The sequence below is a fragment of the Micromonospora sp. DT62 genome (assembly GCF_049847285.1).
Taxonomy (GTDB): Bacteria; Actinomycetota; Actinomycetes; order Mycobacteriales; family Micromonosporaceae; genus Micromonospora; species Micromonospora reichwaldensis.
In genome coordinates this window covers 20,820-43,572 of sequence record NZ_JBNCOB010000020.1, presented here as the reverse complement: position 1 = coordinate 43,572, position 22,753 = coordinate 20,820, and the positions used below count along the sequence as shown (strand labels likewise).

Annotated in this window: 19 protein-coding genes; 2 read left to right on the top strand and 17 right to left on the bottom strand. The window is 74.6% G+C overall.

Annotation, left to right across the window (positions count from 1 at the left end):
• Window positions 1-125: 125 nt before the first annotated feature.
• The 9 genes from ACPXCB_RS23395 to ACPXCB_RS23355 form a co-directional block, all read right to left on the bottom strand.
• Window positions 126-953, bottom strand: a complete 828-nt coding sequence (locus ACPXCB_RS23395; protein WP_425877681.1) for a shikimate dehydrogenase — start codon at window positions 951-953, stop codon at window positions 126-128.
• Window positions 953-2,155, bottom strand: a complete 1,203-nt coding sequence (gene mltG, locus ACPXCB_RS23390; protein ID WP_425877680.1) for an endolytic transglycosylase MltG — start codon at window positions 2,153-2,155, stop codon at window positions 953-955. The genes ACPXCB_RS23395 and mltG overlap by 1 nt, the downstream gene beginning before the upstream one ends.
• Window positions 2,152-2,613 carry a Holliday junction resolvase RuvX gene (gene ruvX, locus ACPXCB_RS23385; protein WP_425877679.1) on the bottom strand — a complete coding sequence of 154 codons (462 nt, stop codon included), beginning with the start codon at window positions 2,611-2,613 and terminating at the stop codon, window positions 2,152-2,154. Before ruvX ends, mltG begins: the two co-directional genes overlap by 4 nt.
• Window positions 2,614-2,686: 73 nt before the next feature.
• Complete coding sequence (gene alaS / locus ACPXCB_RS23380; RefSeq protein WP_151456028.1) at window positions 2,687-5,365, bottom strand: alanine--tRNA ligase; 2,679 nt, start codon at window positions 5,363-5,365, stop codon at window positions 2,687-2,689.
• A complete protein-coding gene (locus tag ACPXCB_RS23375) occupies window positions 5,362-5,667 on the bottom strand; it encodes a hypothetical protein (protein ID WP_132240143.1) in 306 nt (101 codons plus the stop codon). Before ACPXCB_RS23375 ends, alaS begins: the two co-directional genes overlap by 4 nt.
• A gap of 27 nt (window positions 5,668-5,694) precedes the next feature.
• Entirely contained in the window at window positions 5,695-6,156 is a 462-nt protein-coding gene (locus ACPXCB_RS23370; protein ID WP_089000990.1) for a DUF948 domain-containing protein, read from the bottom strand.
• 149 nt (window positions 6,157-6,305) lie between these two features.
• Window positions 6,306-6,929, bottom strand: coding sequence for a hypothetical protein (locus ACPXCB_RS23365; RefSeq protein ID WP_425877738.1), 624 nt, complete (start codon window positions 6,927-6,929; stop codon window positions 6,306-6,308).
• 2,837 nt (window positions 6,930-9,766) lie between these two features.
• Window positions 9,767-11,272, bottom strand: a complete 1,506-nt coding sequence (locus ACPXCB_RS23360; protein ID WP_425877678.1) for a replication-associated recombination protein A — start codon at window positions 11,270-11,272, stop codon at window positions 9,767-9,769.
• 76 nt (window positions 11,273-11,348) lie between these two features.
• Entirely contained in the window at window positions 11,349-11,570 is a 222-nt protein-coding gene (locus ACPXCB_RS23355) for a hypothetical protein (RefSeq protein ID WP_089000992.1), read from the bottom strand.
• A 165-nt stretch (window positions 11,571-11,735) separates the two neighbouring features.
• Here ACPXCB_RS23355 and ACPXCB_RS23350 point away from each other — a divergent pair, with 165 nt between their 5' ends.
• Window positions 11,736-12,476: a GNAT family N-acetyltransferase gene (locus tag ACPXCB_RS23350; protein WP_425877677.1), complete on the top strand. Its 741-nt coding sequence runs from the start codon at window positions 11,736-11,738 to the stop codon at window positions 12,474-12,476.
• Window positions 12,477-12,513: 37 nt separating this feature from the next.
• On the opposite strand, the gene ACPXCB_RS23345 is transcribed toward ACPXCB_RS23350, so the two are convergent.
• The 5 genes from ACPXCB_RS23345 to ACPXCB_RS23325 all read right to left on the bottom strand — a co-directional run bounded on the left by ACPXCB_RS23345 (window position 12,514) and on the right by ACPXCB_RS23325 (window position 18,273).
• The gene (locus ACPXCB_RS23345; RefSeq protein ID WP_425877676.1) at window positions 12,514-13,869 is read right to left on the bottom strand and encodes an MFS transporter; all 1,356 of its coding nucleotides are present in this window, start codon (window positions 13,867-13,869) and stop codon (window positions 12,514-12,516) included.
• The gene (locus tag ACPXCB_RS23340; RefSeq protein ID WP_425877675.1) at window positions 13,866-14,444 is read right to left on the bottom strand and encodes an ArsR/SmtB family transcription factor; all 579 of its coding nucleotides are present in this window, start codon (window positions 14,442-14,444) and stop codon (window positions 13,866-13,868) included. The genes ACPXCB_RS23345 and ACPXCB_RS23340 overlap by 4 nt, the downstream gene beginning before the upstream one ends.
• A gap of 84 nt (window positions 14,445-14,528) precedes the next feature.
• Window positions 14,529-15,341 carry an SDR family oxidoreductase gene (locus ACPXCB_RS23335; RefSeq protein ID WP_425877674.1) on the bottom strand — a complete coding sequence of 271 codons (813 nt, stop codon included), beginning with the start codon at window positions 15,339-15,341 and terminating at the stop codon, window positions 14,529-14,531.
• A gap of 104 nt (window positions 15,342-15,445) precedes the next feature.
• Window positions 15,446-17,251 (bottom strand): aspartate--tRNA ligase, encoded by a 1,806-nt coding sequence (aspS, locus tag ACPXCB_RS23330; protein ID WP_425877673.1) that lies wholly within the window; start codon window positions 17,249-17,251, stop codon window positions 15,446-15,448.
• A 146-nt stretch (window positions 17,252-17,397) separates the two neighbouring features.
• The gene (locus ACPXCB_RS23325) at window positions 17,398-18,273 is read right to left on the bottom strand and encodes a hypothetical protein (protein ID WP_425877672.1); all 876 of its coding nucleotides are present in this window, start codon (window positions 18,271-18,273) and stop codon (window positions 17,398-17,400) included.
• Window positions 18,274-18,412: 139 nt separating this feature from the next.
• Between ACPXCB_RS23325 and ACPXCB_RS23320 the strand changes: the two genes are divergently transcribed.
• Window positions 18,413-19,144 carry a hypothetical protein gene (locus ACPXCB_RS23320; RefSeq protein ID WP_425877671.1) on the top strand — a complete coding sequence of 244 codons (732 nt, stop codon included), beginning with the start codon at window positions 18,413-18,415 and terminating at the stop codon, window positions 19,142-19,144.
• A 7-nt stretch (window positions 19,145-19,151) separates the two neighbouring features.
• Here ACPXCB_RS23320 and ACPXCB_RS23315 read toward each other — a convergent pair whose 3' ends face one another.
• The 3 genes from ACPXCB_RS23315 to ACPXCB_RS23305 all read right to left on the bottom strand — a co-directional run bounded on the left by ACPXCB_RS23315 (window position 19,152) and on the right by ACPXCB_RS23305 (window position 22,712).
• Window positions 19,152-20,759: an MFS transporter gene (locus tag ACPXCB_RS23315; protein ID WP_425877670.1), complete on the bottom strand. Its 1,608-nt coding sequence runs from the start codon at window positions 20,757-20,759 to the stop codon at window positions 19,152-19,154.
• A 103-nt stretch (window positions 20,760-20,862) separates the two neighbouring features.
• The gene (locus tag ACPXCB_RS23310) at window positions 20,863-21,912 is read right to left on the bottom strand and encodes a S1 family peptidase (protein WP_425877669.1); all 1,050 of its coding nucleotides are present in this window, start codon (window positions 21,910-21,912) and stop codon (window positions 20,863-20,865) included.
• Between the two features lie 323 nt (window positions 21,913-22,235).
• Window positions 22,236-22,712 (bottom strand): winged helix-turn-helix transcriptional regulator, encoded by a 477-nt coding sequence (locus ACPXCB_RS23305; protein WP_425877668.1) that lies wholly within the window; start codon window positions 22,710-22,712, stop codon window positions 22,236-22,238.
• Between the last annotated feature and the right edge of the window lie 41 nt (window positions 22,713-22,753).

Genomic DNA, 22,753 nt, shown 5'->3' with positions numbered 1-22,753 from the left:
GGTCAGCAGCGTAACCACGGCCACGGCGTGACGTGGGGACGACAGCCGGACCTAAGCGCGTCTTAACCGTCGCCTAAGGATGCCCTGGACGACCACAGGGGACACTCCCGCCCCCGCGCCGGCGGTCAGGCGGCGCGGGCGGCGGCCAGCGCGGCGGCCATCGCCGCCCGGGGCGCGGCAACGCCCGTGAAGTGCTCGAACTGGCCCACCGCCTGGGCCAGGAGCAGGTCGAGGCCGGAGACGATCCGACAGCCCGCCGCCTCGGCCGACGCGGCCAGCGGCGTCGGCCACGGGTCGTAGAGCGCGTCGAAGAGCACCGTGCCGGGCCGCCAGTCCGCCGCGACGGCCAGCGGGTCGGCGACTCCCTTCGGCACGGTCGAGATCACCACGTCGGCGCCGAGGTGGGTCGCCGCGTCGTCGTCCCAGGCCGCCGCGCGCATCGGCACGTCGACGGCGCGGGCCACCGGGCGCAGCTCCTCGACCGCCGCCGGGCGGCGGGCCACCACGGTCACCGCGCGGGCGCCGAGCCGCCCCGCCGCGGCCACCGCCGCGCGTGCGGTGCCGCCCGCGCCCAGCACCGTCACCGTCGCGCCCGGGCGTACCCCGGCGTCGGTGAGCACCTCGACCATGCCGACCACGTCGGTGTTGTCGGCGTACCAGGAGCCGTCCGGGCGGCGTACCAGCGTGTTGGCGGCGCCGACGGCGGCGGCGACCGGCGAGACCTCGGCCGCCACCGCGAGCGCCGCCTCCTTGCCCGGCATGGTCACCGACAGCCCGGCCCACTCCGGGCCCAGGCCGGCGACCACGTCCGCCAGCTCCGCCGCCGCGCACTCGATCCGGGTGTACGACCACCCGGTCAACCCCGCCGCCGCGTAGCCGGCGTTGTGGATCACCGGGGAGAGGGAGTGCGCGATCGGCGTGCCGAGCACCCCCGCCCGCCGTGCGGCCGTCATCAGATGATCCCGGCCTCCTTGGCCTTGGCCTCGTTCTTCTTGTGTTCCTCGTAGGTCTCGGCGAACTCGGAGTGGCCCTCCTTGTCGATCGCCACGAAGAAGAGCCACTTGCCGGGCGGCGGGTCCATCGCGCCCTCCATGGCCTGCTTGCCCGGGTTGTTGATCGGGGTGGGCACGAGACCGCGCAGCTTGCGGTTGTACGGGTTCTTCGGGTCGTCCAGTTCTGCCGCGGTCATGTCCCCGGACCGCTTCGTCGGCTTCCCGATCGACTCCAGGTAGTAGTTGACCGTGACGTCCATCTCCAGGCAGTTGCAGTCGAACTCGCCGAACACCCGGTTGTACGCCACCCGGGCGACCTTGCCCAGGTCGTCCTTGTTGCCCGCCTCGGCCTGCGCCAGGGAGGCGACGATCAGCGCCTCGTACGGGCTGATCTTGCGCTCCTTCTGCACCCGGTCGGCGAACTCCATCTCACCGGCCACGCTGAGGAAGTTCTCCACCATCAGCTCGATGATGGTCTCGGCGGTCGCCTTCGGCGGGATCTCGTAGGTGTCCGGGTAGAGGAAGCCCTCGATCGACGGCTTGACCTTCTTGTTGTCGGTGCGCTTGAACCACCAGTCCGGCACGCCCCGCGCGAGCGGGTCCTTCGCCGCCGCCTCGAAGTCCTTCACCGGGATCTTGGTCTTCTCGGAGAGCAGCTTGTAAACGTTCTTCGCCGTCCGGCCCTCCGGGATGGTGACCCCGTTGACGATCCGGTTCTTCGGGTCGAGCATCGCCGTGACGGCGTTCTCGCCGCTCATCTGCTTGCGCAGCTTGTACGTGCCCGGCTGGATGTTCTTGCTGCGGGCGTTGCCCTCGGCGGCCTCGATGAACGCCTTGGCGCTCTTCACCACACCAGCCGTGACCAGCGCGTTCGCCATGTCGGCGATCAGCGCGCCCTGCTTGATCTCGACCGTCACCTCGCCGGTGCCCGCGCCGTCGTAGTCGGGGGTCACGAAGTAGCTCTGCACCCGGTCGAAGCCGTAGAAGGCACCACCGCCGATCGTGCCCAGCAGGACGAAGGCGAGCAGCAGGGCCAGGACCGTCTTGCCCCGGCCGCCACCGCCGCCGGAGCCACCCTTGCGCTTGCGCACCGCGCCGCGCCGGTGCTTGCCCTTCTCCCCCCGGTCCTGCTCGTCGAACCCGAGGTCAAGATCGTCCATCATCGCGTCCGCCTCCGCTGCGCGTCCAGCCAGCTCTGCAGAATCTCCACCGCGGCAGCCTGGTCGACCACCGCTCGTTGCCGTTTCCCTCGGACCCCACGCTCGGCAAGCCTACGAGACGCCACGACCGTGGACATCCTCTCGTCGGTGAGCGCCACCGGAACGGGCGCTATTACATCGGCCAGTCGGTCAGCGTACGCCTTCACGTGTACGGCGGCGGGACCGTGCTTGCCGGCGAGATTGACCGGAAGGCCGACGACGATCTCCACCGCCTCGTGCTCGGCCACCAGCGCGGCGAGCGCGGCGATGTCGGCCGGCACCGCGTCCGGGGCGGCGGTGAGGTCGCGGGCGAGGGTCACCAGCGGGGTGGCCAGCACGCCGTGCGGGTCCGAGCGGGAGACCCCCACCCGGACCTGCCCGACGTCCACCCCGAGCCGGACACCCCAGGACAACTCACTCACGGTCGGTGACTCCCCCTGAAACGGCGAACCAGGGCGGACCACGCGGGTCCGCCCTGGCCGCTGCGAGCACGTATCACGCGTCGGCGATCGCCTTCTCGACCGTGCGGAGCAGGTTCGGCGCCTCGGCCGCCGGCAGGCCGCCGCCCTGGGCGAGATCGGGGCTGCCGCCGCCGCGACCGGAGAAGGCCGCCTTGACCAGGTCCGACGCGGCGAGGCCCCGGCTGCGCGCCGCCGGATTCACCGCGACGACCAGCGACGCCTTGCCGTTGGCCCGGGCCGCCACCGCGACGACCGCCGGCCGCGCCGGATCGATCTTGCCCCGGACCTCCTGGGCGAGGGTACGCACGTCGTTGCCGGCCGCGCCCTCCGGCGCCTCGGTGCCCACGTACGCGACCCCGCCCACGTCCTTGGCCTGCGCCGCGAGCGCCGCCGCGCCGCCGAGCACCAGCTGGGCCCGCAGCTTCTCCAGCTCCTTCTCGGCGTCGCGCAGCTGCGTCACGGTCTGCTCGACCCGGTCGGCGACCTGGTCGTTGGGCACCCGGTACAGCTCGGCGAGGCGGGAGACCAGCAGGTGCTCCCGGGCCAGGAAGTTGAAGGCGTCCATGCCGACCAGGGCCTCGACGCGGCGCACCCCGGAGCCGATCGACGACTCGTTGAGGATCTTCACCAGGCCGAGCTGGCCGGAACGGGAGACGTGGGTGCCGCCGCACAGCTCGCGGGCGTAGTCGCCGACCTCGACGACCCGCACCTCCTCGCCGTACTTCTCGCCGAAGAGCGCCATCGCGCCGATGCGCCGCGCCTCCTCCAGCGAGGTGATGAAGGCGTGCACCTCCAGGTCGGCCAGGAGCACCTCGTTGACCTGCTGTTCGACGTCGCGCAGCACGCTCGGCGCCACCCCTGTCGGGGTGTTGAAGTCGAAGCGCAGCCGCCCCGGGGCGTTCAGCGAACCGGCCTGGGTGGCGGACTCGCCGAGGAAGTTGCGCATCGTCTGGTGCACCAGGTGCGTCGCCGTGTGCGACCGGGAGATCGCCCGCCGGCGGGTGGTGTCGATCTCGGCGTAGCCGGTCTCCCCCGCCCGCACCTCGCCCCGCAGCACCCGGGCGCGGTGCACGATCAGGCCGGGCACCGGCTGCTGCACGTCGAGCACCTCGACCTGGCCGCCACCCACGGTGATCATGCCGAGGTCGGGCTGCTGCCCGCCGCCCTCGGCGTAGAACGGGGTGGCGTCGAGCACCAGCTCGATCGTGTCGCCCTCGACCGCCGCCTGCCGGGGGCCGTCGACGCCGAGCACCGCCCGCACCGTCGACTCCCGGGACACCTCGCCGTAGCCGGTGAACCGCACCGGCCCGCCCGAGTCGAGCACCGACCGGTACGCCGACAGGTCGGTGTGCCCGGTCTTGCGCGCCTGGGCGTCGGCCTTGGCGCGCGCCCGCTGGTCGGCCATCAGCCGGCGGAAGCCCTCCGCGTCGACCGCCAGGCCCTGCTCGGCCGCGATCTCCAGCGTCAGGTCGATCGGGAAGCCGTACGTGTCGTGCAGCTGGAACGCCTTCTCACCCGACAGCGCCGGCTTGCCGGCCGTGCGGGTCTCCGCGATGGCCGTGTCCAGGATCGTGGTGCCGGCCCGCAGGGTGGACAGGAAGGCGTCCTCCTCCGCGTACGCGTAGTCGGCGATCCGGTCGAAGTCGGCGGCCAGCTCCGGGTACGACGGGGCCATGCAGTCCCGGGCCACCGGCAGCAGCTCGGGCAGCGCCCGCTCCTGCCAGCCCAGCAGCCGCACCGACCGGATCGCCCGGCGCATGATGCGGCGCAGCACGTAGCCGCGCCCCTCGTTGCTCGGGGTGACCCCGTCGCCGATCAGCATCAGCGCCGTGCGCACGTGGTCGGCGATCACCCGCAGCCGCACGTCGTCCGGGTGCGACTCGCTGGCGACGTGGCCGGAGTGGGCGCCGTAGCGCTTGCCGGTCAGCTCGGCGGCCCGGTCGAGGATCGGCCGGACCTCGTCGATCTCGTAGAGGTTGTCGACGCCCTGGAGGATGGAGGCCATCCGCTCCAGGCCCATGCCGGTGTCGATGTTCTTCGCCGGCAGGTCACCGAGGATCGGGTAGTCCTCCTTGCCGGTGCCCGGGCCGCGCTCGAACTGCATGAAGACGAGGTTCCAGAACTCCATGTAGCGGTCCTCGTCGACCGCCGGGCCGCCCTCGCGGCCGTACTCCGGGCCACGGTCGTAGAACAGCTCGGAGCACGGGCCGCACGGGCCGGGGATGCCCATCGACCAGAAGTTGTCCGCCTTGCCCCGGCGCACGATCCGCTCGGTCGGCACCCCCACCGAGCGCCAGATCTCGAACGCCTCGTCGTCGTCGAGGTAGACCGTCGGCCAGATCCGCTCCGGGTCCAGGCCGAACCCGCCCTGCTCCTGGGACTTGGTGACCAGGTCCCAGGCGAGCGGGATCGCCCCGTCCTTGAAGTAGTCACCGAAGGAGAAGTTGCCGTTCATCTGGAAGAACGTGCCGTGCCGGCTGGTCTTGCCGACCTCGTCGATGTCGGGCGTACGGATGCACTTCTGCACGCTGACCGCCCGCCGGTACGGCGGGGTCTGCTGCCCCAGGAAGTAGGGCACGAACTGCACCATGCCGGCGTTGACGAACAGCAGGTTCGGGTCGCTGATGGCGGGCAGCGGAGCGGACGGCACCACGGTGTGGCCGTTCGCCTCGAAGTGGGCGAGGTACCGCCGCTTGATCTCCGCCGTCTTCATCGCTGGTGTTCCTCCGGAAAGATCTCTCGGTCGCCGATGCGCGGGTCCTCCCGCAGCTCGGCGAACTGGTCGTCGAACGCCTCGCCCTGGGCGAACGCCTCGTGGATCTCCTGCTCGCGCTCGGCCATCGCGATCCGGACGTCCTCCACGAAGCTACGCAGCGACTCCGCCAGCCCGCCAGCGGATTCGGTCACCGTGCTGGCGATGCCGGCCGGGGTGTACGCCTGTGCGGTGCGGGTGGCCTTGCGCACCACCACCACGCCGACGGCCAGCCCGATGCCGAGCCAGAACAACCGCCTCATCTCCGAGCTCCTCCTGGTCGTGCCGGATCAGCGGTTGCCGCGCTTGGCGGCCCGCCGCTGCTGCTTGATGGTGTCGCGCACCTCACGCTCGGTCTCCGCGTGCCGCCGGGCGGAGGCGGCCTTGCGTACGCCGTAGCCGAAGGCGGCCACCTTGACCAACGGGTTGGCGGCGGCGGCGGAGACGACGGTCGCCAGGTTCGCGACGTTGGCGGTGACGTTCTGCGCGTGACTGGTCATGGTGTCGACCTTGGCGAGCTGGAGGTTGACCCCGTCCAGGGAGGTCTGCACCTGCTCCAGGGCGGTGTTGACGTTCTTCACCGTGGTGTTCACGTCACCCAACAGCGGCGCGGTCCGGTCGTTCAGGTCGTTGATCATCCGGGTGGTGGCGTCCACGGTGTGCCGCAGCCGCAGGATGGGCAGCGTCAGGATCAGCACCAGCATCGCGAACGCGATCGCCGCGATCAGCGCCGCGACCTCGAAAAAGCCCACGCCTGTCCTCCTCAAGCAGAGTTCCGGGAACCCGACGCCCCCGGAACGTGCGACCGTCCTGCCCACACCGCCGCCCGGCACCCGCGAGGGGCCGGCGGGGGCTGGCGGTCCGCCAGCCCCAGACCCTACCGTCCGTGATGGAAACCGGCTCAGGACGGTGAGGGTGTCGGCGTCGCGAGCGGATCCTCGCTGATCGTCGGGAAGGGATCCTCGCCGGTGAGTGACGGGTCGGTGGTGGGCTGGGGCCGGGTCCGCTCGTCGTCGATCGCGTTGCGGACCTTCACCGACACCAACGAGCCGGAGCACTGCTCCGCAGCGGTCGCCGGTTCGGGCGACGGCACGACCGCCGGTTCCCCGTCCACCGGCGGCGGCACGCAGGCGGGCTCGCGTACCCACAGGTCGAGGGTCAGCTCGTCCCGGCGCCAGCACGTGTAGCTCCCCTTCGCGGGTTGCTCGGGGCAGCGGCTCACCTTCCACGGCTGCCAGCCGTCGTCGGCCAGCGCCCGCTCGTAGACCTGTGCCGTCTCCGCCGGCGGCCGCTCGGAGGTGGCCGTGCGTTCGCGGAGCCGGCAGTCGAGCAGGCACCAGCGGCTGCCACTGACGTCGTCGACGGTCTGCACCGCCGCCCAGCCCGGCACGTCCAGCTCGTCGAGGGTGTCGAAGACCGGATCGCGGCTGAGCGTACGGATGCCGAAGTAGAGCGGGACCGCGCCGAGCAGCACCACGCTGACCAGGGCGAGGACGCCCATCCGCAGCCGCCGCCGCTCACGCATCCGGCGGCGCAGCTCGGACCGCGCGCCGCGCAGCCCGCCGGGGCCGGCAACGTCGTCGTCCGGCGACTCCGGCTCCGCGGGCCGGCGCAGCGCCGGTCCGTCCGCCGGCTCGACGGGTGGTACGACAGCCGCGGCGGCCCGCGCCACCACCGGCTCGCCCGCGGCCCCCGGCGGGGGCACCGGCGCAACGCCGGACGGCTCGGGCCGCCCCGGCTCGCGGTGTGGCGGGATCGCCCGCCCGGCGGCGCGGTCCTCGGGCCCGGGGCGGGGTGCCGGGGCGGCTGCCCGGGCGACGCCGGACGGAGCGACGGGGCCAGGTCGCGGGCCCGCGCCGGACGTCGGCGCGGGCCGGTCCCGCCCGACGGCGGGCGGCCGGGCGGCACCGGAACCCGCACCGGGCCGGGCCGGTCCCGGCGCAGTGGCGGCCGGGCCGGACGAGGTCTGTTCGGCTCCCCCCGGTACGGCCGGGTGCGTCCCCGGCCCGGCGGGGCCGGACGGGCCGGGCCCGGGGCGGCGCGGGCCGGGCGGCGCGCTCAGGTTCGCGGCGGCCGGGGACGGCCCGGCGACGGACGCCGCGCCGGCGGCCCCGGAGGGCGGTGCGACGGGCCGCGCGGCACCCGCCGGACCGACGTCGGGCCGGGCGGCGCCCCGGACGGGACCTGCCAGGCCGGGATCCGGACGCGCGGCACCCCGCGCCGGACCCGCCAGGCCAGGATCGGGACGCGCGGCACCCAGGGCAGGACCCACCAGTCCAGGGTCGGGACGCGCGGCACCCCGCGCGGGACCCGCCGGGCCGGCGTCGGGACGCGCGGCGCCCCGCGCAGATCCGGCCGGGGGCGGGTCGGGGTGGGTCCGGCCAGCCGGGGTCGGGGCGCCGGGCGGCGGCGGTGCACCGGCAGGCGTGGGGCGGGCAGCGCCCCGGGCCGGCGGCCCGGGGTGCGGGGTGTCGGCGGGCCGGGGCGGCTCGGCGGCGGGCCGGACCCGGCCCGCCGGCCGGCCGGGTTCGGTGGCGTCGGTGGGTCGCGGCGGCTGCGCGCCGGGCCGCGCCCGGCCTGCCGGGACGTTGCCGGCCTCGGCGCCGCGCGGCTCCGGCCCGGGCGGCACCGGCGACGGACCGCCCGCAGCGGGCGGCACCGACCGCTTGACCGTCGGCAGGGCGGGGTCGGTGTGATGTGCCCGGCCGGCCTGCCGCAGCCAGTCGGCGGGGCGCTCCGGTCGGCCGGCCCGGGCATCACCGGGCTGACGGCGCCGCCCCGCTTCCCCGTCGGCCGGGCGCGGCGGGCTCTCCGTCTCGTCCGAAGCCGCGGGGCCGCCGGGGGGCGGGACCACCCCGGCGTCCGCACGGCGCGCGGGGGGCTGACCGCCGCCCGTGGCGCGTCCGGCCCGGCCGGAGGTCTCGTCGTCGCCGGCCGCACGCCGGCCCCGACCCGCGACCTCGACGTCGTCGGGTACGGCGCGTCGGCCGCGCGGGGCGGACGCGTGCGGCGGCTGCCCCCCGACGCCGGGAGGCGCGGCGGGCGTACCGGGCACGGGCGGGGCGTTGCCGGAGCGCGGTACCGGCGGGGCGTCGCCGGAGCCGGGTACCGGCGGGGCATTGCCGGAGCGCGGTACCGGCGGAGCACTGCCCGTGTGGGGTGCCGGCGGGACACTGCCCGGGCGGGGTGCCGGCGGCGCGTCCTCCTCGGCGGCGCGGCGTCGGCCGGCCGGCGCACCGGGGCGTCGGCCCCGGTCGGTGCCGTCGCCGTCGGGCATTGGCGGGGCGGCCGTGGGCACGGGTCCGGTGCCGTCCGTCGGGACGGGAACGCCGGCGTCGACCGGGCCCCGCCGCATCCGGCCGGACCGGGGGTCACGTCCGTCGGCGGGGGCGCCGCGCAGCTCGCCGGTCGGCGGACCGGCGGGCGGCTGGGGGGTGCCGGGGGCCGGGACCCCGACCCGGGCGGCGCCCACGGCACCGCCGGGCGGCCCGGCGGCAGCCGGTGGCGGCGTACCGCCCGGCACCGCCGCCCGGCCATCGGGGCGCCGACCCGCCGGATGCGGCGCGTCCGGGTGCGGAGGCACCGGCGCACCGGGACGCGGTCCGGTCGGCGTGCCGGCGTGAGCGCCGGGGGGCGTGCCGGGCGGCGGCCCGACCTGCGGTCCGGCGGCCGGACCGGGCTGCGGCCCGGTCCGCGGCTCGGCCTGCGGAGCCGCCGGGAAGCCGGCCTGCGGATGGGCCGGGAAGCCGCCCTGCGGATGCGGTGCGGAAGCCCGCTGCGGGCCGGGCGGCGGGGTCGCCTGCGGGCCCGTCGCGGTGCCGGTCGGTGCGCCCGCCGGCGGAATCGCCTGCGGACCCGTGGGGGTACCCGGAACGGGGCGTGGCCGCCGGTCCGGGCCGTCCGGGCCCGGTTGCGGACGACCGGCCGCCGGGGGGCGGCGGACGGGCTGGTGCGGGGGGACGACCTCGGGGGCGGCTGGGCCGGCCGGCCGGGGTGGTTCCGGCGCACCGGGCCAGGGGCCATCCACCGGGCGGGAGCGCGGCGGCTCGGCCTCGGCGCGGCGCACCGGGGGTGCGGCGGCCGGACCGGGGCCACGGTGAGGCGGCGGCCCGGCGGGGCCGGGAGCCGTCGGGTCACCCGGACGGGGGCCGGGAGGCGAGGCGGGTTCCAACCCGCCCGGCCCCAGCTCGGTGCGCTGCTGCTTGGCCGAGCGCAGGTCGTCGATCCAGCCGAACTCCTCGCCGCTGATCGGCTCCTCGGGCTCGGCCTCGGCCTTGCCCCGTCCCCAGCGGCGCCCCTTGGCGCGGGAGTCGCGCCGCTCTTCGGGGCCGTCCTCCGGTCGCTCCGAACCACGCGATTTCACTACTGACCCTCCCCGGCGGTGTCACTGCCGCCCTCTCGCGCCGCGTCGGCGCCGCCCGTGTCCGTCTGTCGGCGGCCGTTGTCCGCCGAGCCGCTCCCGACCCCCGCCGCCGAGGGCGCGGCCGGCGCGGGCAGCCCCCGGACGATCCGGCGCAGCAGCGGCAGCCGGGTGGCGACCGAGCGCTCGGCGCCGTGCTGGCTGGGCCGGTAGTAGTCGGTGCCGGCGAGGTCGTCGGGGGCGTACTGCTGGGTGACCACGCCGCGCTGGTCGTCGTGCGGGTAGCGGTAACCGGTCCCGTGCCCCAGCCCCTTGGCGCCCGAGTAGTGCGCGTCGCGCAGCCCGCGCGGCACCGCCCCGCCCCGGCCGGCCCGCACGTCGGCGATGGCCGCACCGATCGCGGTGGTCGCCGAGTTGGACTTCGGCGCGGTGGCCAGGTGGATCACCGCCTGGGCGAGGTTGAGCTGCACCTCGGGCAGCCCGACGTACTCCACGGCGTGGGCGGTGGCGGTGGCCACGCTCAGCGCGGACGGGTCGGCCATGCCGACGTCCTCGCTGGCGAAGATGACCAGGCGACGGGCGATGAACCGCGCGTCCTCCCCGGCGACCAGCATCCGGGCCAGCCAGTGCAGCGCGGCGTCCACGTCGGAGCCGCGCATGCTCTTGATGAAGGCGCTGGTCACGTCGTAATGGGCGTCGCCGGCCCGGTCGTAGCGCACGGCCGCCACGTCGACCGCCTGCTCCGCGGTGGCGAGGTCGATCCGCCCCGCGCCGAGGGCCGTGGCGGAGCCCGCCGCCGCCTCCAGCGCCGTCAGCGCCTTGCGTACGTCGCCGGCCGCGAGGCGTACAAGATGGTCCTCGGCCTCGGTCTCGAGGGTGAGCGCGCCGCCGAGGCCGCGCTCGTCGGCGACCGCGCGGCGCAGCAGGTCGCGCACCGCCGCGTCGCCCAGCGGCTGGAGGGTGAGCAGCACGCACCGCGACAGCAGGGGCGAGATGACCGAGAAGTACGGGTTCTCGGTGGTCGCCGCGAGCAGCGTGACCGTGCGGTCCTCGACGGCGGCGAGCAGCGAATCCTGCTGGGTCTTGCTGAACCGGTGCACCTCGTCGATGAAGAGCACCGTCTGCGGGCCGCCGGAGCGGCGCTGGCGGCGGGCGGTCTCGATCACCGCGCGCACGTCCTTGACCCCGGCGGTGAGGGCCGACATGGCGACGAACCGGCGGTCCGTGGCCCGCGCCACCAGGTGCGCGATGGTCGTCTTGCCGCTGCCGGGCGGGCCCCAGAGGATGACCGACATCGGCGCCGTGGCCGAGACGAGCTGGCGCAGCGGGGCGCCGGGCGCGAGCAGGTGATCCTGACCGACCAGCTCGTCGATGCTGCGCGGGCGCATCCGGACGGGCAGCGGCGAGTCCTCCCCCACCGCGGTGAACCCGTCCACACCGACGGAACCCGCGGGCGTGGGGGGCGCTCCGGCGGGTTCACCGAGGGAGAAGAGGGCGTCGGACTCCATCAGGGGAACAGTACAAGGCCCGGCCGACGGCGCCGGAAGCGCGCCGTCGAGCCGGGCCCGTGATGATCGGTTACGGTCAGCCGCGGCCGGGACGCCGGCCCCGGTACCAGCGGCCGCCACCGCCGCCGCCACCGCCGCGCGGTCCCCGGCCGACCCCGGCCAGGTACAGGGAGAGCAGCAGCAGGCCGATCAGTACGAGGGTGTTCCAGTTGAAGAGGTCCGGGGCACCGAAGTTGGTGTCCAGCAGGTCGATGAGCAGGGCGAAGCCGAAAACGACCGCCGCGAGAATGGCGAGCATGACGTTCCTCCGGTGGGGGTTCCCAGTGGGTCGGCGCGGGATGTACCCAATCGGTCCGCTCGCCAATCTCCACCGTGGAGCAGCCCGGTCTGCGGCCAGCTTCGGCGGCGGCCGGCGACCGGGGTTCGCCGGCAGGAGGCCGGAGCCGGTCCTAGGCTTGCTGACATGATCATCGCCGACCAGGTCCTGGAGGGGCGGGACGCCATCCTGGCGGCCGCCGGTCACCACCCGTACGTCCGGCACGCGCTCGCCCGCGACGAGGTGCCGCGCGGCTGGCGGCGCGACGACGCGGTGGGCTGGCTGCTGCCGGCGGAGCAGGGCCCACGCGGCGGCGCGATCGGCGCCCCCGGGCCGGCGGTCGAGGTCTTCGCCGACCTGGTCGCGCGGGGCGCGCTGCGGCCGGGCCAGTGGCTGCACCTGCCGCGGCTCGACCCGGCGGCGCTGCCCGGCCGGCTGGCGGTGGCCCGGCACGACGAGTGGGACTTCCTCTGGAGCGCCGCCGCGCCGCCGCGCCAGCCCGACGAGGAGCAGGTGGTCCGGCTCACCGGGGTCGACCATCCCGCGCTGACCGCCCTGATCGACGAGGCGTTCCCGAGCACCACCTCGCGACCGGGCGACCCGAGGATCGTCGACTGGTACGGCATCCGCGACGGCGACCGGATCGTCGCCTGCGGCGCCGACCGCAGCAGGGGCGACGTCGGCTTCCTCGCCGGACTGGCCGTCGCCCACGGCCGGCGGGGGCGGGGGCTGGGCGCGGCGTTGACCGCCGCCATGACCCGGGCCCTGCTCGCCCGCCACGACACCGTGGCGCTCGGCGTCTACAGCGTCAACGTCGGGGCGATCCGGCTCTACCGGCGGCTCGGCTTCACCGGCGCCCTGGCCCGCAGCTCGGTGCACCTGACCTGACCGTGCGGACCTGCCCCCGGCGGGACGGCAGGGGGCGTCAGGTGCCTCGCACCCCGGCGGACGTGGGCGTCACCCCGTCGTCCGACCGCGGGTCCGCCGGTCCGCCCCGCGGGCCGTCGACCGGCCCGTCGCCGCCGGACGAGGCGCCCGACGCCGGGACGCGGCGGCCGGCCCGCCACGCCGGCAGGTAGAGCGGGGCGGCGAGCGCCAGTACGACGGCGCCGACCAGCATCGCGGCGCTGACGCTGGCGGCGTCGGCGAGCATGGTGAGCCCGACGGCACCGAGGGCGAAGCCGGGCTGGGCCATCATCGAGTTCAGCGAGATCACGCTGGTCCGGTACGGGCCGTCGACCTGCCGGTGCAGCAGCCCCATGTGCAGGGGGTTGGACGCGCCGTGCACCGTGTAGCAGGCCAGGTAGGCGACCAGCACCCCGACCGGGCCGGCCAGCAGCCCCATCCCGACGATCGTCGCGCCCTGCACGATCCGCAGCAGGGCGGCGCTCGGCGCGGCGCCCAGCCAGCGCAGCAGCAGCGGGGTGAGCGCCGCGCCGGCTGCCCCGGCGAGCCAGGCCGCCGAACTGGCCGGCCCCAGCAGCGACGCCGCCCGGTCCGGGTCGCCGACCACCTCGGCCAGCCGGACCGGCAGCAGCGACTCGAAGGTGACCATCCCGAAGCCCCAGAACAGCTCCACGCAGACCAGGGCCAGCAGCACCCGGGAGCGACGCAGCAGCCCGAACGCCTGCCCGACCATCCGGGGCGCCTCGGCGACCGACGCCCGCAGCGCGCCCACGCCCCTACCCGGGCCGACCTCGGCCAGCAGCACCAGCAGGGCGACCAGGGCCACCGCCTGGAGCGCTATCGCGACCAGCACCGGCACGGTCAGCGCGCTGACCGACCCGACCGGCCCCAGCGCGACCAGGCCGCCGCCGAGCAGGGCGCCCGCGCCCATGGCGACGCCGACGACCGTGCCGGCGTGGCCCAGGCCCGGCTCGTAGCGGGCGTCGGGGTCGGCGGCGAGGGTGGCGTCGACGTACCAGGCTTCCATCGGGCCGCTGTCGAGCGCCCGGAAGACGCCCTGCAACGCCCAGACCACGAAGAAGAGCGCGAACGAGTCGGCCACGGCGAAGAGCCCCAGCGAGACGAGGTTGACCAGCCAGGCCACGACCAGCACCGGGCGGCGCCCGAGGGCGTCGGCGAGGCCGCCGGTGGGCAACTCCAGGGCCAGCACGACCAGACCCTGGGCGACGGTGACCAGCCCGATCTGGGACAGCGTCAGGCCGCGTTCCTGCATGAGCAGGATCATCACCGGGACCATCAGGCCGGTGGGCAGCCAGCGCAGGCCGTGCAGCACCAGGTAGCGGCGCCGGACCTGGCGTACGGAGAGGGCGCTCACCGCTTGCCCCTCACCCGGGGGAACGCGGCCAGGAAGACGAGCACCGACTCCGCCTCCGGCTCGTCGGGCACCTGTTCGTCACGGTAGCGCTCGAGCAGCCGCCACATCTCGTTGTTGAGGGCCCGCAGCCGCGCCGGACCGAGCGTCAGCAGCACGTCGCTCATGCCGGCGGCGTCGCGCCACTGCCGGGAGTAGCCGTGCTCGGCGGCCATCCAGCGCTCGGCCTGCTCGGCCAGCAGCCGCACCTGGTCGCCCTGGATCCACTGCACCGCCGCCCGGGCGTCCGGGTCGTCGTCGAATTCGGTCGGCTCGAAGTTGCTGATGTCGTGGGCCGCCCGCCACCACCGCTGCCGGCCGGTGCCCCGGTCGAGGTCCTCCGTCACCAGCCCCACCTCGGCGAGCTGACGCAGGTGATAGCTGGTCGCCCCCGTGTTGGTGTCCAGCTTCTCGGCCAGCGTGGTCGCGGTCGCGGGCCCGTCCACGCGCAGCGTGCCGAGCAGCCGCATCCGCAGCGGATGGGCCAGGACGCGGACCTGGCGGTGGTCGAGGTGGACGGCGCGCGGTGCGTTCTCCATGAACGCACAATATCTCTGCACACTTTCTATGCACAATAGTTGTGCATAGAAAGTGTGCGTCTACGGCACGGGCTTCCGGGCGGGTCAGCGGGAGAGCAGTTCGCGCACCCCACGCAGGCGGGTGCCGAGCAGCCCGGCGGCGCGGGTGGAGTCGAGGCGCACCTCCGCGGGGCGGAGCACGCCGGCGGCGGCGCCGGAGGTGGTCTTCATGCCGGCCGGGTCGATGCCGGCGTGCGCGGCGACCAGCAGGCCCAGTTCCGCGCGGCTGACCGCGTCCGGGCCGGCCACGTTGAGCGGGCCGGCGTAGTCGGTACGGAGAAGCTCCAGCACGGCGGCGGCCAGGTCGGTGACGTCGATCGGACAGCGCACTTCGTCGGTGAAGAGGCTCGCCCGGCCGGCCAGCGCGTCGTGGCAGAGCTGGATCTGCTTGCTCCCCTCCCCGACGATGAGCGAGGTACGCACCAGCGCCGCGCCCGGGTCGAGGACACGCACGGCGGTCTCGGCCGCGGCCTTGGCCGCCCCGTACGGGAAGATCGGGCTGGGCGGCTCGTCGTCGGCGTACGGCTCCGGGCGGCCGGCGTGCACCGCGTCGCTGGACACGTACACGAGCCGCGCCCCCGCCTCGACGGCGGCGTACGCGACGTGGGCGGCCCCGTCGGCGGTCACCGCCCAGTCGCCGTACCGGTAGGGGGTGCCGACCACGGCTTCGGGGCGGACCCGGGCGACCAACTCGCGCACGGCGGCCCGGTCCGTCACGTCGAGCCGGCGCGTCTCGACGCCCGGCACCTCGACCCGACCCGAGTGGTACGTCCCCACCACCGTCCACCCGGCACCTACCGCCTGCCGGCACACCTGGGCGCCCAGAAACCCACTGGCCCCCACCACGAGCAGCCTCATCCCGCCCCACCTCCAGAGTTGATCATGAAGTTGTTGTCGCGACACGCCGGGGAGCAACGCAACAACTTCATGATCAACCCCAAGGAGGTCGGCGGTGGGAGGGGTCAGGTGGGGTCGGATACCGGGGCGGCCGGGCCGGCCGTGCCGGTGTGCGGGGCGGCCTGCGGCTTCGGCTTGGCGTCGATGCCGGCCTCGGTGCGCTGCTGGCCGGTGATCGGCGTGGGCGCGCCGGTCAGCGGGTCGAAGCCGCCCCGGGTCTTCGGGAAGGCGATGACCTCGCGGATCGAGTCCGCCCCGGCGAGCAGCATGCAGACCCGGTCCCAGCCGAACGCGATGCCGCCGTGCGGCGGGGCGCCGTACTTGAACGCCTCCAGCAGGAAGCCGAACTTGTCCTGCGCCTCCTCGGGGGTGATGCCGAGCAGCTCGAAGACCCGCTTCTGCACGTCGCCCCGGTGGATACGGATCGAGCCGCCACCGATCTCGTTGCCGTTGCAGACGATGTCGTACGCGTACGCCAGCGCCCGGTCCGGCGCCTCCTCGAACCGGTCGACCCACTCCGAGTTGGGCGAGGTGAACGGGTGGTGCACCGCCGTCCAGCCGCCCTCGTCCGTCTTCTCGAACATCGGCGCGTCGACCACCCAGCAGAACGCCCAGGCGCTCTCGTCGACCAGGCCGGCCCGCTTGGCGATCTCGATCCGGGCCGCGCCGAGCAGCTCCTGCGCCTCGCGGGTGTTCGTGCTGGCGGCGAAGAAGACCGCGTCGCCCGGCTTCGCGCCGACCGCGTCGGCGAGCCCGCCCAGGTGCTCGGCGGAGAGGTTCTTCGCCACCGGCCCGCGCGCCTCGCCGGTCTCGGCGTCGAGCACCACGTACGCGAGACCGCGCGCGCCGCGCGCCTTGGCCCAGTCCTGCCAGCCGTCGAGTTCCTTGCGGCTCTGCGCCGCGCCACCGGGCATGACGACCGCGCCGACATAGCCGCCCGCGTCGATCGCGCCGGCGAAGACCCGGAACTCGGTGCCGCGCAGGTAGTCGGTCAGCTCGGTCAGCTCGACGCCGTAGCGCAGGTCGGGCTTGTCGGAGCCGTAGCGGGCCATCGCGTCGTGCCAGGTGATGCGCGGGATCGGCCGGGAGATCTCGTGGCCGGCCAGGTCCTTCCAGAGCGCCGAGACGATCGCCTCGCCGAGGTCGATGACGTCGTCCTCGGTGACGAAGGACATCTCGATGTCGAGCTGGGTGAACTCCGGCTGCCGGTCGGCGCGGAAGTCCTCGTCGCGGTAGCAGCGGGCGATCTGGTAGTACCGCTCCATGCCGCCGACCATCAGCAGCTGCTTGAACAGCTGCGGCGACTGCGGCAGCGCGTACCAGCTGCCGGGCTGCAGGCGCACCGGCACCAGGAAGTCGCGGGCGCCCTCCGGGGTGGAGCGGGTCAGCGTCGGCGTCTCGATCTCCAGGAAGTCCCGCTCGTGCAGCACCGTGCGGGCAAGCTGGTTGGCGCGTGAGCGCAGCCGCATCGCCTTCGCCGGACCGCTGCGGCGCAGGTCGAGATAGCGGTAGCGCAGCCGGATGTCGTCACCGGCCTCGACCTGGTCGTCCACGGGCAGGGGCAGCGGCGCCGCCTCGGAGAGCACCTCCAGCTCGGCCGCCGTCACCTCGATCTCGCCGGTCGGCAGCTCCGGGTTCTCGTTGCCCTCGGGGCGGCGGGTCACCTCGCCGGTCACGCGGACGCAGAACTCGTTGCGCAGCGCGTGCGCGTCCTCCTCGCGGAACACCACCTGGACCACGCCGGACCCGTCGCGCAGGTCGACGAAGATCACGCCGCCGTGGTCGCGCCGGCGGGCCACCCACCCGGCGAGCGTCACCGTGGTGCCGGCGTCCGTCGCGCGCAGGCTGCCGGCGTCATGGGTACGGATCACGACTCGCGTCTCCTCATCTGCGGTACAGCGTTACCCCTGGCATTCTGTCAGCCGCCCCGGGCGTGGGTCCGTGCCACCCGTCGACGCACTCGTGCTCTGCTCAGCGTCGACGGATGGCTCGACGACGGCATCGCCGCGCCGGAGCCTCAGTCCTGCGGAATGTCCCAGGCGGTCGCCTTGATGACCACCGCCCGGTCGTTGCTGATCGAGACGACCTCGACCAGCACCATCCGCCACTCGTCGCGGCTCTCCCGGGCCTTGGCGAAGTTGGTGCTGATGCAGAGGAAGCCGTTCTTGCGCAGTGGCACCCTCGCGTCGTTCGCGATGGGCGCGGCGCGGATCGCGTCCGCGCACTCCTGTGGTCTCATACCGGCGCGCGCCACCTCGCTGCCGGCCACCCCGGTGCGCAACTGCACGTTCGGCGCTGCTGACTGGCAGTCCGGATCCATCGCGAACTCCGCGCCGTTGGAACCGACGTTGGCGCGCGGCTCGTCGAGGTCAACGCGCATCTCGGTGAAGCAGTCCGCCGGGTTGAGGGTGAGGCTCTGCGCCTCGTACTTCGGCTTGTAGACGGTCCGTTCGTCGAGTTCGGGGGGCTGCCCCGGCGAGCGTGGCGGCTCCCCCGGTCCGCCTCCGCCGTCCGGCGTGCCCGCCGGCCCGGTCGCCGACGGCAGGGACGACGACTCGGAGCCGGCGGGTGTCGCGGTGGGCGCCACGAGCGGCGAACGGGCCGAGGCGATGTCCCGCGCCGTGCGTGCCTGGTCGAGCGCCCGCCAGGAGACGACGGCGGAACCGAACGACGCCAGCAGGGCCAGTACCGCGATGCCGAGCACCACCGCGCCGAACCGGTTGCCCCGGGCACCCCCCGGTGGCGGCGCGGACGGGGCGCGCGTCGCGCTCGGCGGCCACGGCTGCGGGACCCCGGTGCCGCCGAGGGGCGGCGAGGGGGGCGTCGTGCCGGGCTGATGCGGCGTCGCCGGAGGATTCGCGGACGGCTCCTGCGGGGGGTCGGGCTGCTTCACTCCTACCACCTCCTGCAATGGCAGAGGTCGATTCGTCATCGCCGGGGCCGCCAGTGCTCACCGGCTGAGCCCGCACGCTATCAGGAATGCGTGACACCCCGGGCGGAGTAATCTTCGACAGCGCGAAGGTGACAATACTTTGACAGACATCTGCGTTGGACCGAACGGCCACGGCCACGGCGAAGGGATGCTGCGAGACATGGGAGACTCGGGCCAGAGCCGGGCGGCGAACCCCTTCGTGCGGGTGACGTTGATATTCACCGTGCTGGGTGTGCTGTTCACCGCGCTCACCCTCGCGCGGGACGTCTCCGGATGGGACCTCGGGTGGGGAAAGGCAGACCCCTCCACCACACCGACACGTGCTCCGGAGGGTGGCCCGGTCAACCCACCCGCCTCCGGGCCGGCCACGGTTGCGCCGGCCGGATCGCCGAGCGCGGTCCGACTGGACACACTGCCGGTCGAGGCCGGTGCGGCCAATCTCGCGAAACTTCCACGGCAACTGGCCGGCCGCCCGGAATACGATAGGCCGATCGTCATCAATTGCCCGAGAAACACCGGATCGGACAAGCAGCGGGAGGTCGCGTTCCGGTTGCAGCGACGCTTTCTCGACCTGACCGCTACCGTCCGGCCGTATTTCCCGTCACCGGACGACCGAGAGGGCGCGGTCCTCGTCTACGCGCAGGTGGCGATCCGCGAGAAGGACGCCACCGTCACCCGGGTCGTACGGGGGCAGCAGTTCGACGCACGGATGACCGCCCCCCGCGACCTCGTCGCGGACGTCGAGGGGGCCGACGAACTCGTCCTGCGGATCCAGTGCGAGTTCCCGGACGGTGCGGTCGTGTTCACCGGCGCGAGCGTCACCGCCGGCTGACGCCGGGTCAGTCCCGGGAATCGGCCGGCAGGAGGTGGTTCACCACGATCTTCCCGACGGTCAGCGCCCGGGCCCGCTCCTCGATCCCCCGGTCGGCGCCGGTGAGCCGGCCGCCGTGCTGGCGCAGGTGCTCCTCCCACGACGGCACCTGGTAGACCTCGACGAAGCCGTCCTCCCGTTCGCCCGGGCGGAACAGGCCCCAGCGCATCGCCCCCGTACGCCTGCGCGACCGCCCCACCAGCCGCATCGCCGCGACGAACTCCGCCTGCCGCTCCGGCGGCACCGTGTAGGAGACGGTCACCAGCACCGGCCCGCCGCGTGGGTCCGCGGGCAGCGTCAGGTGCGGCTCCGGCCACCAGACGGCCGGGTCCCGGTCAAGGCCCCGGGTCTCGCGCAGCGGCCAGAGCGGTACGGTCACCGCGCCGACCGCCATCGTCCCGGCCGCCGCGGCGAGCGCCACCACGAGGCTGGTCAGCTCGCCGAGGGCACCCCAGACGACCGCGCCGAGCGCCTGCCCGCCAGCGAAGACCATCTGGTAGACGGAGAGGCCGCGGGCGCGTACCCAGCCGGGCAGGAAGAGCTGCATGGCGGCGTTGACGCTGGACAGCACGGTCATCCAGGCCATGCCGGCGGGCACCAGGGCCAGGGCGACCGGCACCGGGCCCGGCGCCAGGGCGAGCACCACCAGGACGGCGGCGTAGACCAGGCCGGCCAGCAGCAGGAGCCGGTTGGTGGTGAGCGCCAGCCGGATCCGGGGCAGGACGAGGGCGCCCGCCACCGCACCGATGCCGAGCGCGGCGAGCAGCACGCCGTACCCGCCCGCGCCCAGGTGCAGGCGGCGGCTCGCGACCAGGGGCAGCAGGGCCCACAGGCCGCTGCCCGGCACCACGAACAGCGCGGCGCGCAGCAGGATCCGGCGGACCACCGGCGAGTGCCGCACGTACCGGCCGCCAGCGCGCAACGCGGCGGTGAACCGCTCCGGCAGGTCGTCGCCGCCAGCCCGTTCCGGCCGCCAGCGCAGCAGCGCCAGCGCGAAGACGGTGAACGACACCGCGTTGACGGCGAAGACGGTGGCGACGCCGGCCCGGGCGACCAGCACCCCGGCCACCGCCGGGCCGACCGCGCGGGCCAGGTTCACGCTGATCGACCCGAGCGCCGAGGCCGAGACGAGCTGGGAGCGGGGCACCAGCTCGGGGATGACCGCCTGCCAGGCCGGCAGGGTCAGCGCCTGCCCGACGCCGAGGGCGAACGTCAGGGTGAGCAGCAGCGCCGGCGGCATCCGGTCGGCGGCGGTGAGACCGGTCAGCAGTACGCCGACGGTGGCCAGGAAGAACTGCACCCCGATCAGCAGCCGGCGGCGGTCGAGGGTGTCCGCCAGCGCGCCGGCAGGCAGGGCGAGCAGCAGCACGGGCAGCATGCTGGCGGTCTGCACCAGCGCCACCAGGGTCGAGGCGTTGGCCTCCTCGACGAGCAGCCACTGAGCGCCGACGGTCTGCATCCAGGTGCCCACGTTGCTGGCCAGGACCGCCAGCCAGAGGCTGCGGAACGCGGCGAGCCGCAGCGGGGCCCAGGCCGACGTGACGGCGTCGGCGGGCGGGGTCGGGGAGGCGCTCACTGACCGGAACGTACCCCGGCCCGCCCGCTTGGGTCCGGCGAACCGTTGCGGGCACGCGGACGGGCCGCCGGGATCACCCGACGGCCCGTTGCGGTGCGGTCGATCAGAAGATGCTGACGCCGTAGCGGCTCAGCGCCTCGCCGACCGGCTGGAAGTAGGTCGTGCCGCCGGTGCGGCAGTTGCCGCTACCACCGGAGGTCAGGCCCAGCGCGGTGGAGCCGCTGAACAGCGAGCCGCCGCTGTCGCCCGGCTCGGCGCAGACGTTGGTGCGGATCAGGCCGGAGACCGAGCCCTCGGCGTAGTTCACCGTGGCGTTGAGCGCGGAGACCGAGCCGCTGCGCAGGCCGGTGGTGCTGCCGGAACGCTGCACCGACTGGCCGACGTAGGCGTTGCCGGCGGCGGTGATGTCCCGGAAGCTGCCGTTGTAGAGGGAGACGTTGCCGGCGGCGTTGGCGGAGTTGTTGTGCCGCACGATGCCGTAGTCGTTGCCGGGGAAGCTGGTGCCGGTGCGGCTGCCCAGCAGGCTGGTCTGGGCGGAGTTGCTGTACCAGCTGGCCGAGATGTTGGTGCAGTGCCCGGCGGTCAGGAAGTAGTAGGTGCTGCCGCTGCGGACGTTGAAGCCGAGCGAGCAGCGACCGCCGCCACCGGCGTAGATGGCCTGGCCGCCGGAGATCCGGGTGCCGAGCACGCCGGCCTCGGCCTCGATCCGGATCGCGCCGTTCATCCGCTCGGCGGCGGCCTTGACGCGCTCCAGCTTGGCGCCGGTGACGGTGCTGTCGACGGAGACGACGACCTGGTTCGTGGCCGGGTCGGTCCACCACGCGGTGCCGGGGATCTTGGCGGAGCGGTCCAGCTCCGAGGTGGCCCGGGCCAGCTCGCTGGCGCCGCGCTTGACGATCTTCGGGGTGGCGCCGGCGGCACTGACCTGCCGGGCGGCGAGCGCGTCGGTCACGGTGACGACCATCTTGCCGTTGGCGTCGGCGTACGTTCCGGCGGACCGGTCGCCGAGGCGCTCGGCCAGGCCGGCGGCGGCGTCGGGCGAAGCGAACGAGGGTGCGGCCTGGGCGGGCGCGCCGATCAGCGAGCCGGCGACCATGGCGCCGGCCGCGGCGACGACGGCGGCACGACGGAGCGAGGACCTCGTGGGTCGCATACAACAACCTCCAGAAGGGGGTGACAGACCCGCGCCGGGGCGACACGAGCCGGGAGCAGCCCTGCCGATCTGGGGGTACCGGCCGAGCACACTGAAGTATTCACATACTTGAGTTCGTATGCAAGACCCGGCTTTGTCCTTTTCGCCCCGGCTGCCGCGGCCATCGACCCGAAACATCATGGACACAGGCGTACGTCTATGCGCTTCGCCCACCGTCCCACCATCCGGTACGCGCGGCCTGGCGGCCCCCATTACGTCACCATGCTGTTCGGCGTCGACGGCACGCGTCGCGGCCCTGGGCCGATCCGCCCGCCGACGGACGGTCAGCCGGCGCGGCGGCGTGCTCCGGGCCCCGGGCGCGGCACCACGTCGCGCGGCCGGGCGACCTCGTGCCCGCGTTCGCAGCGCAGCTCGACGCGGACCTCCGCGCCGCAGTCGCGGTGCGCGACCGTCAGCGGCGAACCCTCCGGGTCAGCCAGGTAGCGATCCCCCCAGCCGAGGACGGCAACCAGCACCGGCCACAGGTCGAGCCCCATCCCGGTCAGCCGGTACTCGTGGCGCTCCCGGCTGCCGGGCTCCCGATAGGGCTCGCGCCGCAGGACGCCGCGTTCCACCAGCATCGCCAGCCGGTTGGCCAGCACCTGCCGGGGCACGCCGGTGCGCACCCGCATGTCGTCGAAGCGGCGGACACCGCTGAAGACCTCGCGCAGGACCACGAGGGTCCACCGCTCACCGAGGATCTCCATCGCGCGGGCGATGGTGCAGTTCTCCACCGACCAGTCCAGTGCCGCGGGTCTCATGCGCTCCAGGCTAGGTCTGATTGACAGACTCAGCAACGCGC

Excerpts from the sequence above, each read along its gene's own strand:
- ACPXCB_RS23395 (WP_425877681.1), bottom strand. The coding sequence starts at position 953 with ATGACGGCCGCACGGCGGGCGGGGGTGCTCGGCACGCCGATCGCGCAC.
- mltG (WP_425877680.1), bottom strand. The coding sequence starts at position 2,155 with ATGATGGACGATCTTGACCTCGGGTTCGACGAGCAGGACCGGGGGGAG.
- alaS (WP_151456028.1), bottom strand. The coding sequence starts at position 5,365 with ATGAAGACGGCGGAGATCAAGCGGCGGTACCTCGCCCACTTCGAGGCG.
- ACPXCB_RS23375 (WP_132240143.1), bottom strand. The coding sequence starts at position 5,667 with ATGAGGCGGTTGTTCTGGCTCGGCATCGGGCTGGCCGTCGGCGTGGTG.
- ACPXCB_RS23365 (WP_425877738.1), bottom strand. The coding sequence starts at position 6,929 with ATGCGTGAGCGGCGGCGGCTGCGGATGGGCGTCCTCGCCCTGGTCAGC.
- ACPXCB_RS23360 (WP_425877678.1), bottom strand. The coding sequence starts at position 11,272 with ATGGAGTCCGACGCCCTCTTCTCCCTCGGTGAACCCGCCGGAGCGCCC.
- ACPXCB_RS23355 (WP_089000992.1), bottom strand. The coding sequence starts at position 11,570 with ATGCTCGCCATTCTCGCGGCGGTCGTTTTCGGCTTCGCCCTGCTCATC.
- ACPXCB_RS23350 (WP_425877677.1), top strand. The coding sequence starts at position 11,736 with ATGATCATCGCCGACCAGGTCCTGGAGGGGCGGGACGCCATCCTGGCG.
- ACPXCB_RS23340 (WP_425877675.1), bottom strand. The coding sequence starts at position 14,444 with ATGGAGAACGCACCGCGCGCCGTCCACCTCGACCACCGCCAGGTCCGC.
- ACPXCB_RS23335 (WP_425877674.1), bottom strand. The coding sequence starts at position 15,341 with ATGAGGCTGCTCGTGGTGGGGGCCAGTGGGTTTCTGGGCGCCCAGGTG.
- ACPXCB_RS23310 (WP_425877669.1), bottom strand. The coding sequence starts at position 21,912 with ATGCGACCCACGAGGTCCTCGCTCCGTCGTGCCGCCGTCGTCGCCGCG.
- ACPXCB_RS23305 (WP_425877668.1), bottom strand. The coding sequence starts at position 22,712 with ATGAGACCCGCGGCACTGGACTGGTCGGTGGAGAACTGCACCATCGCC.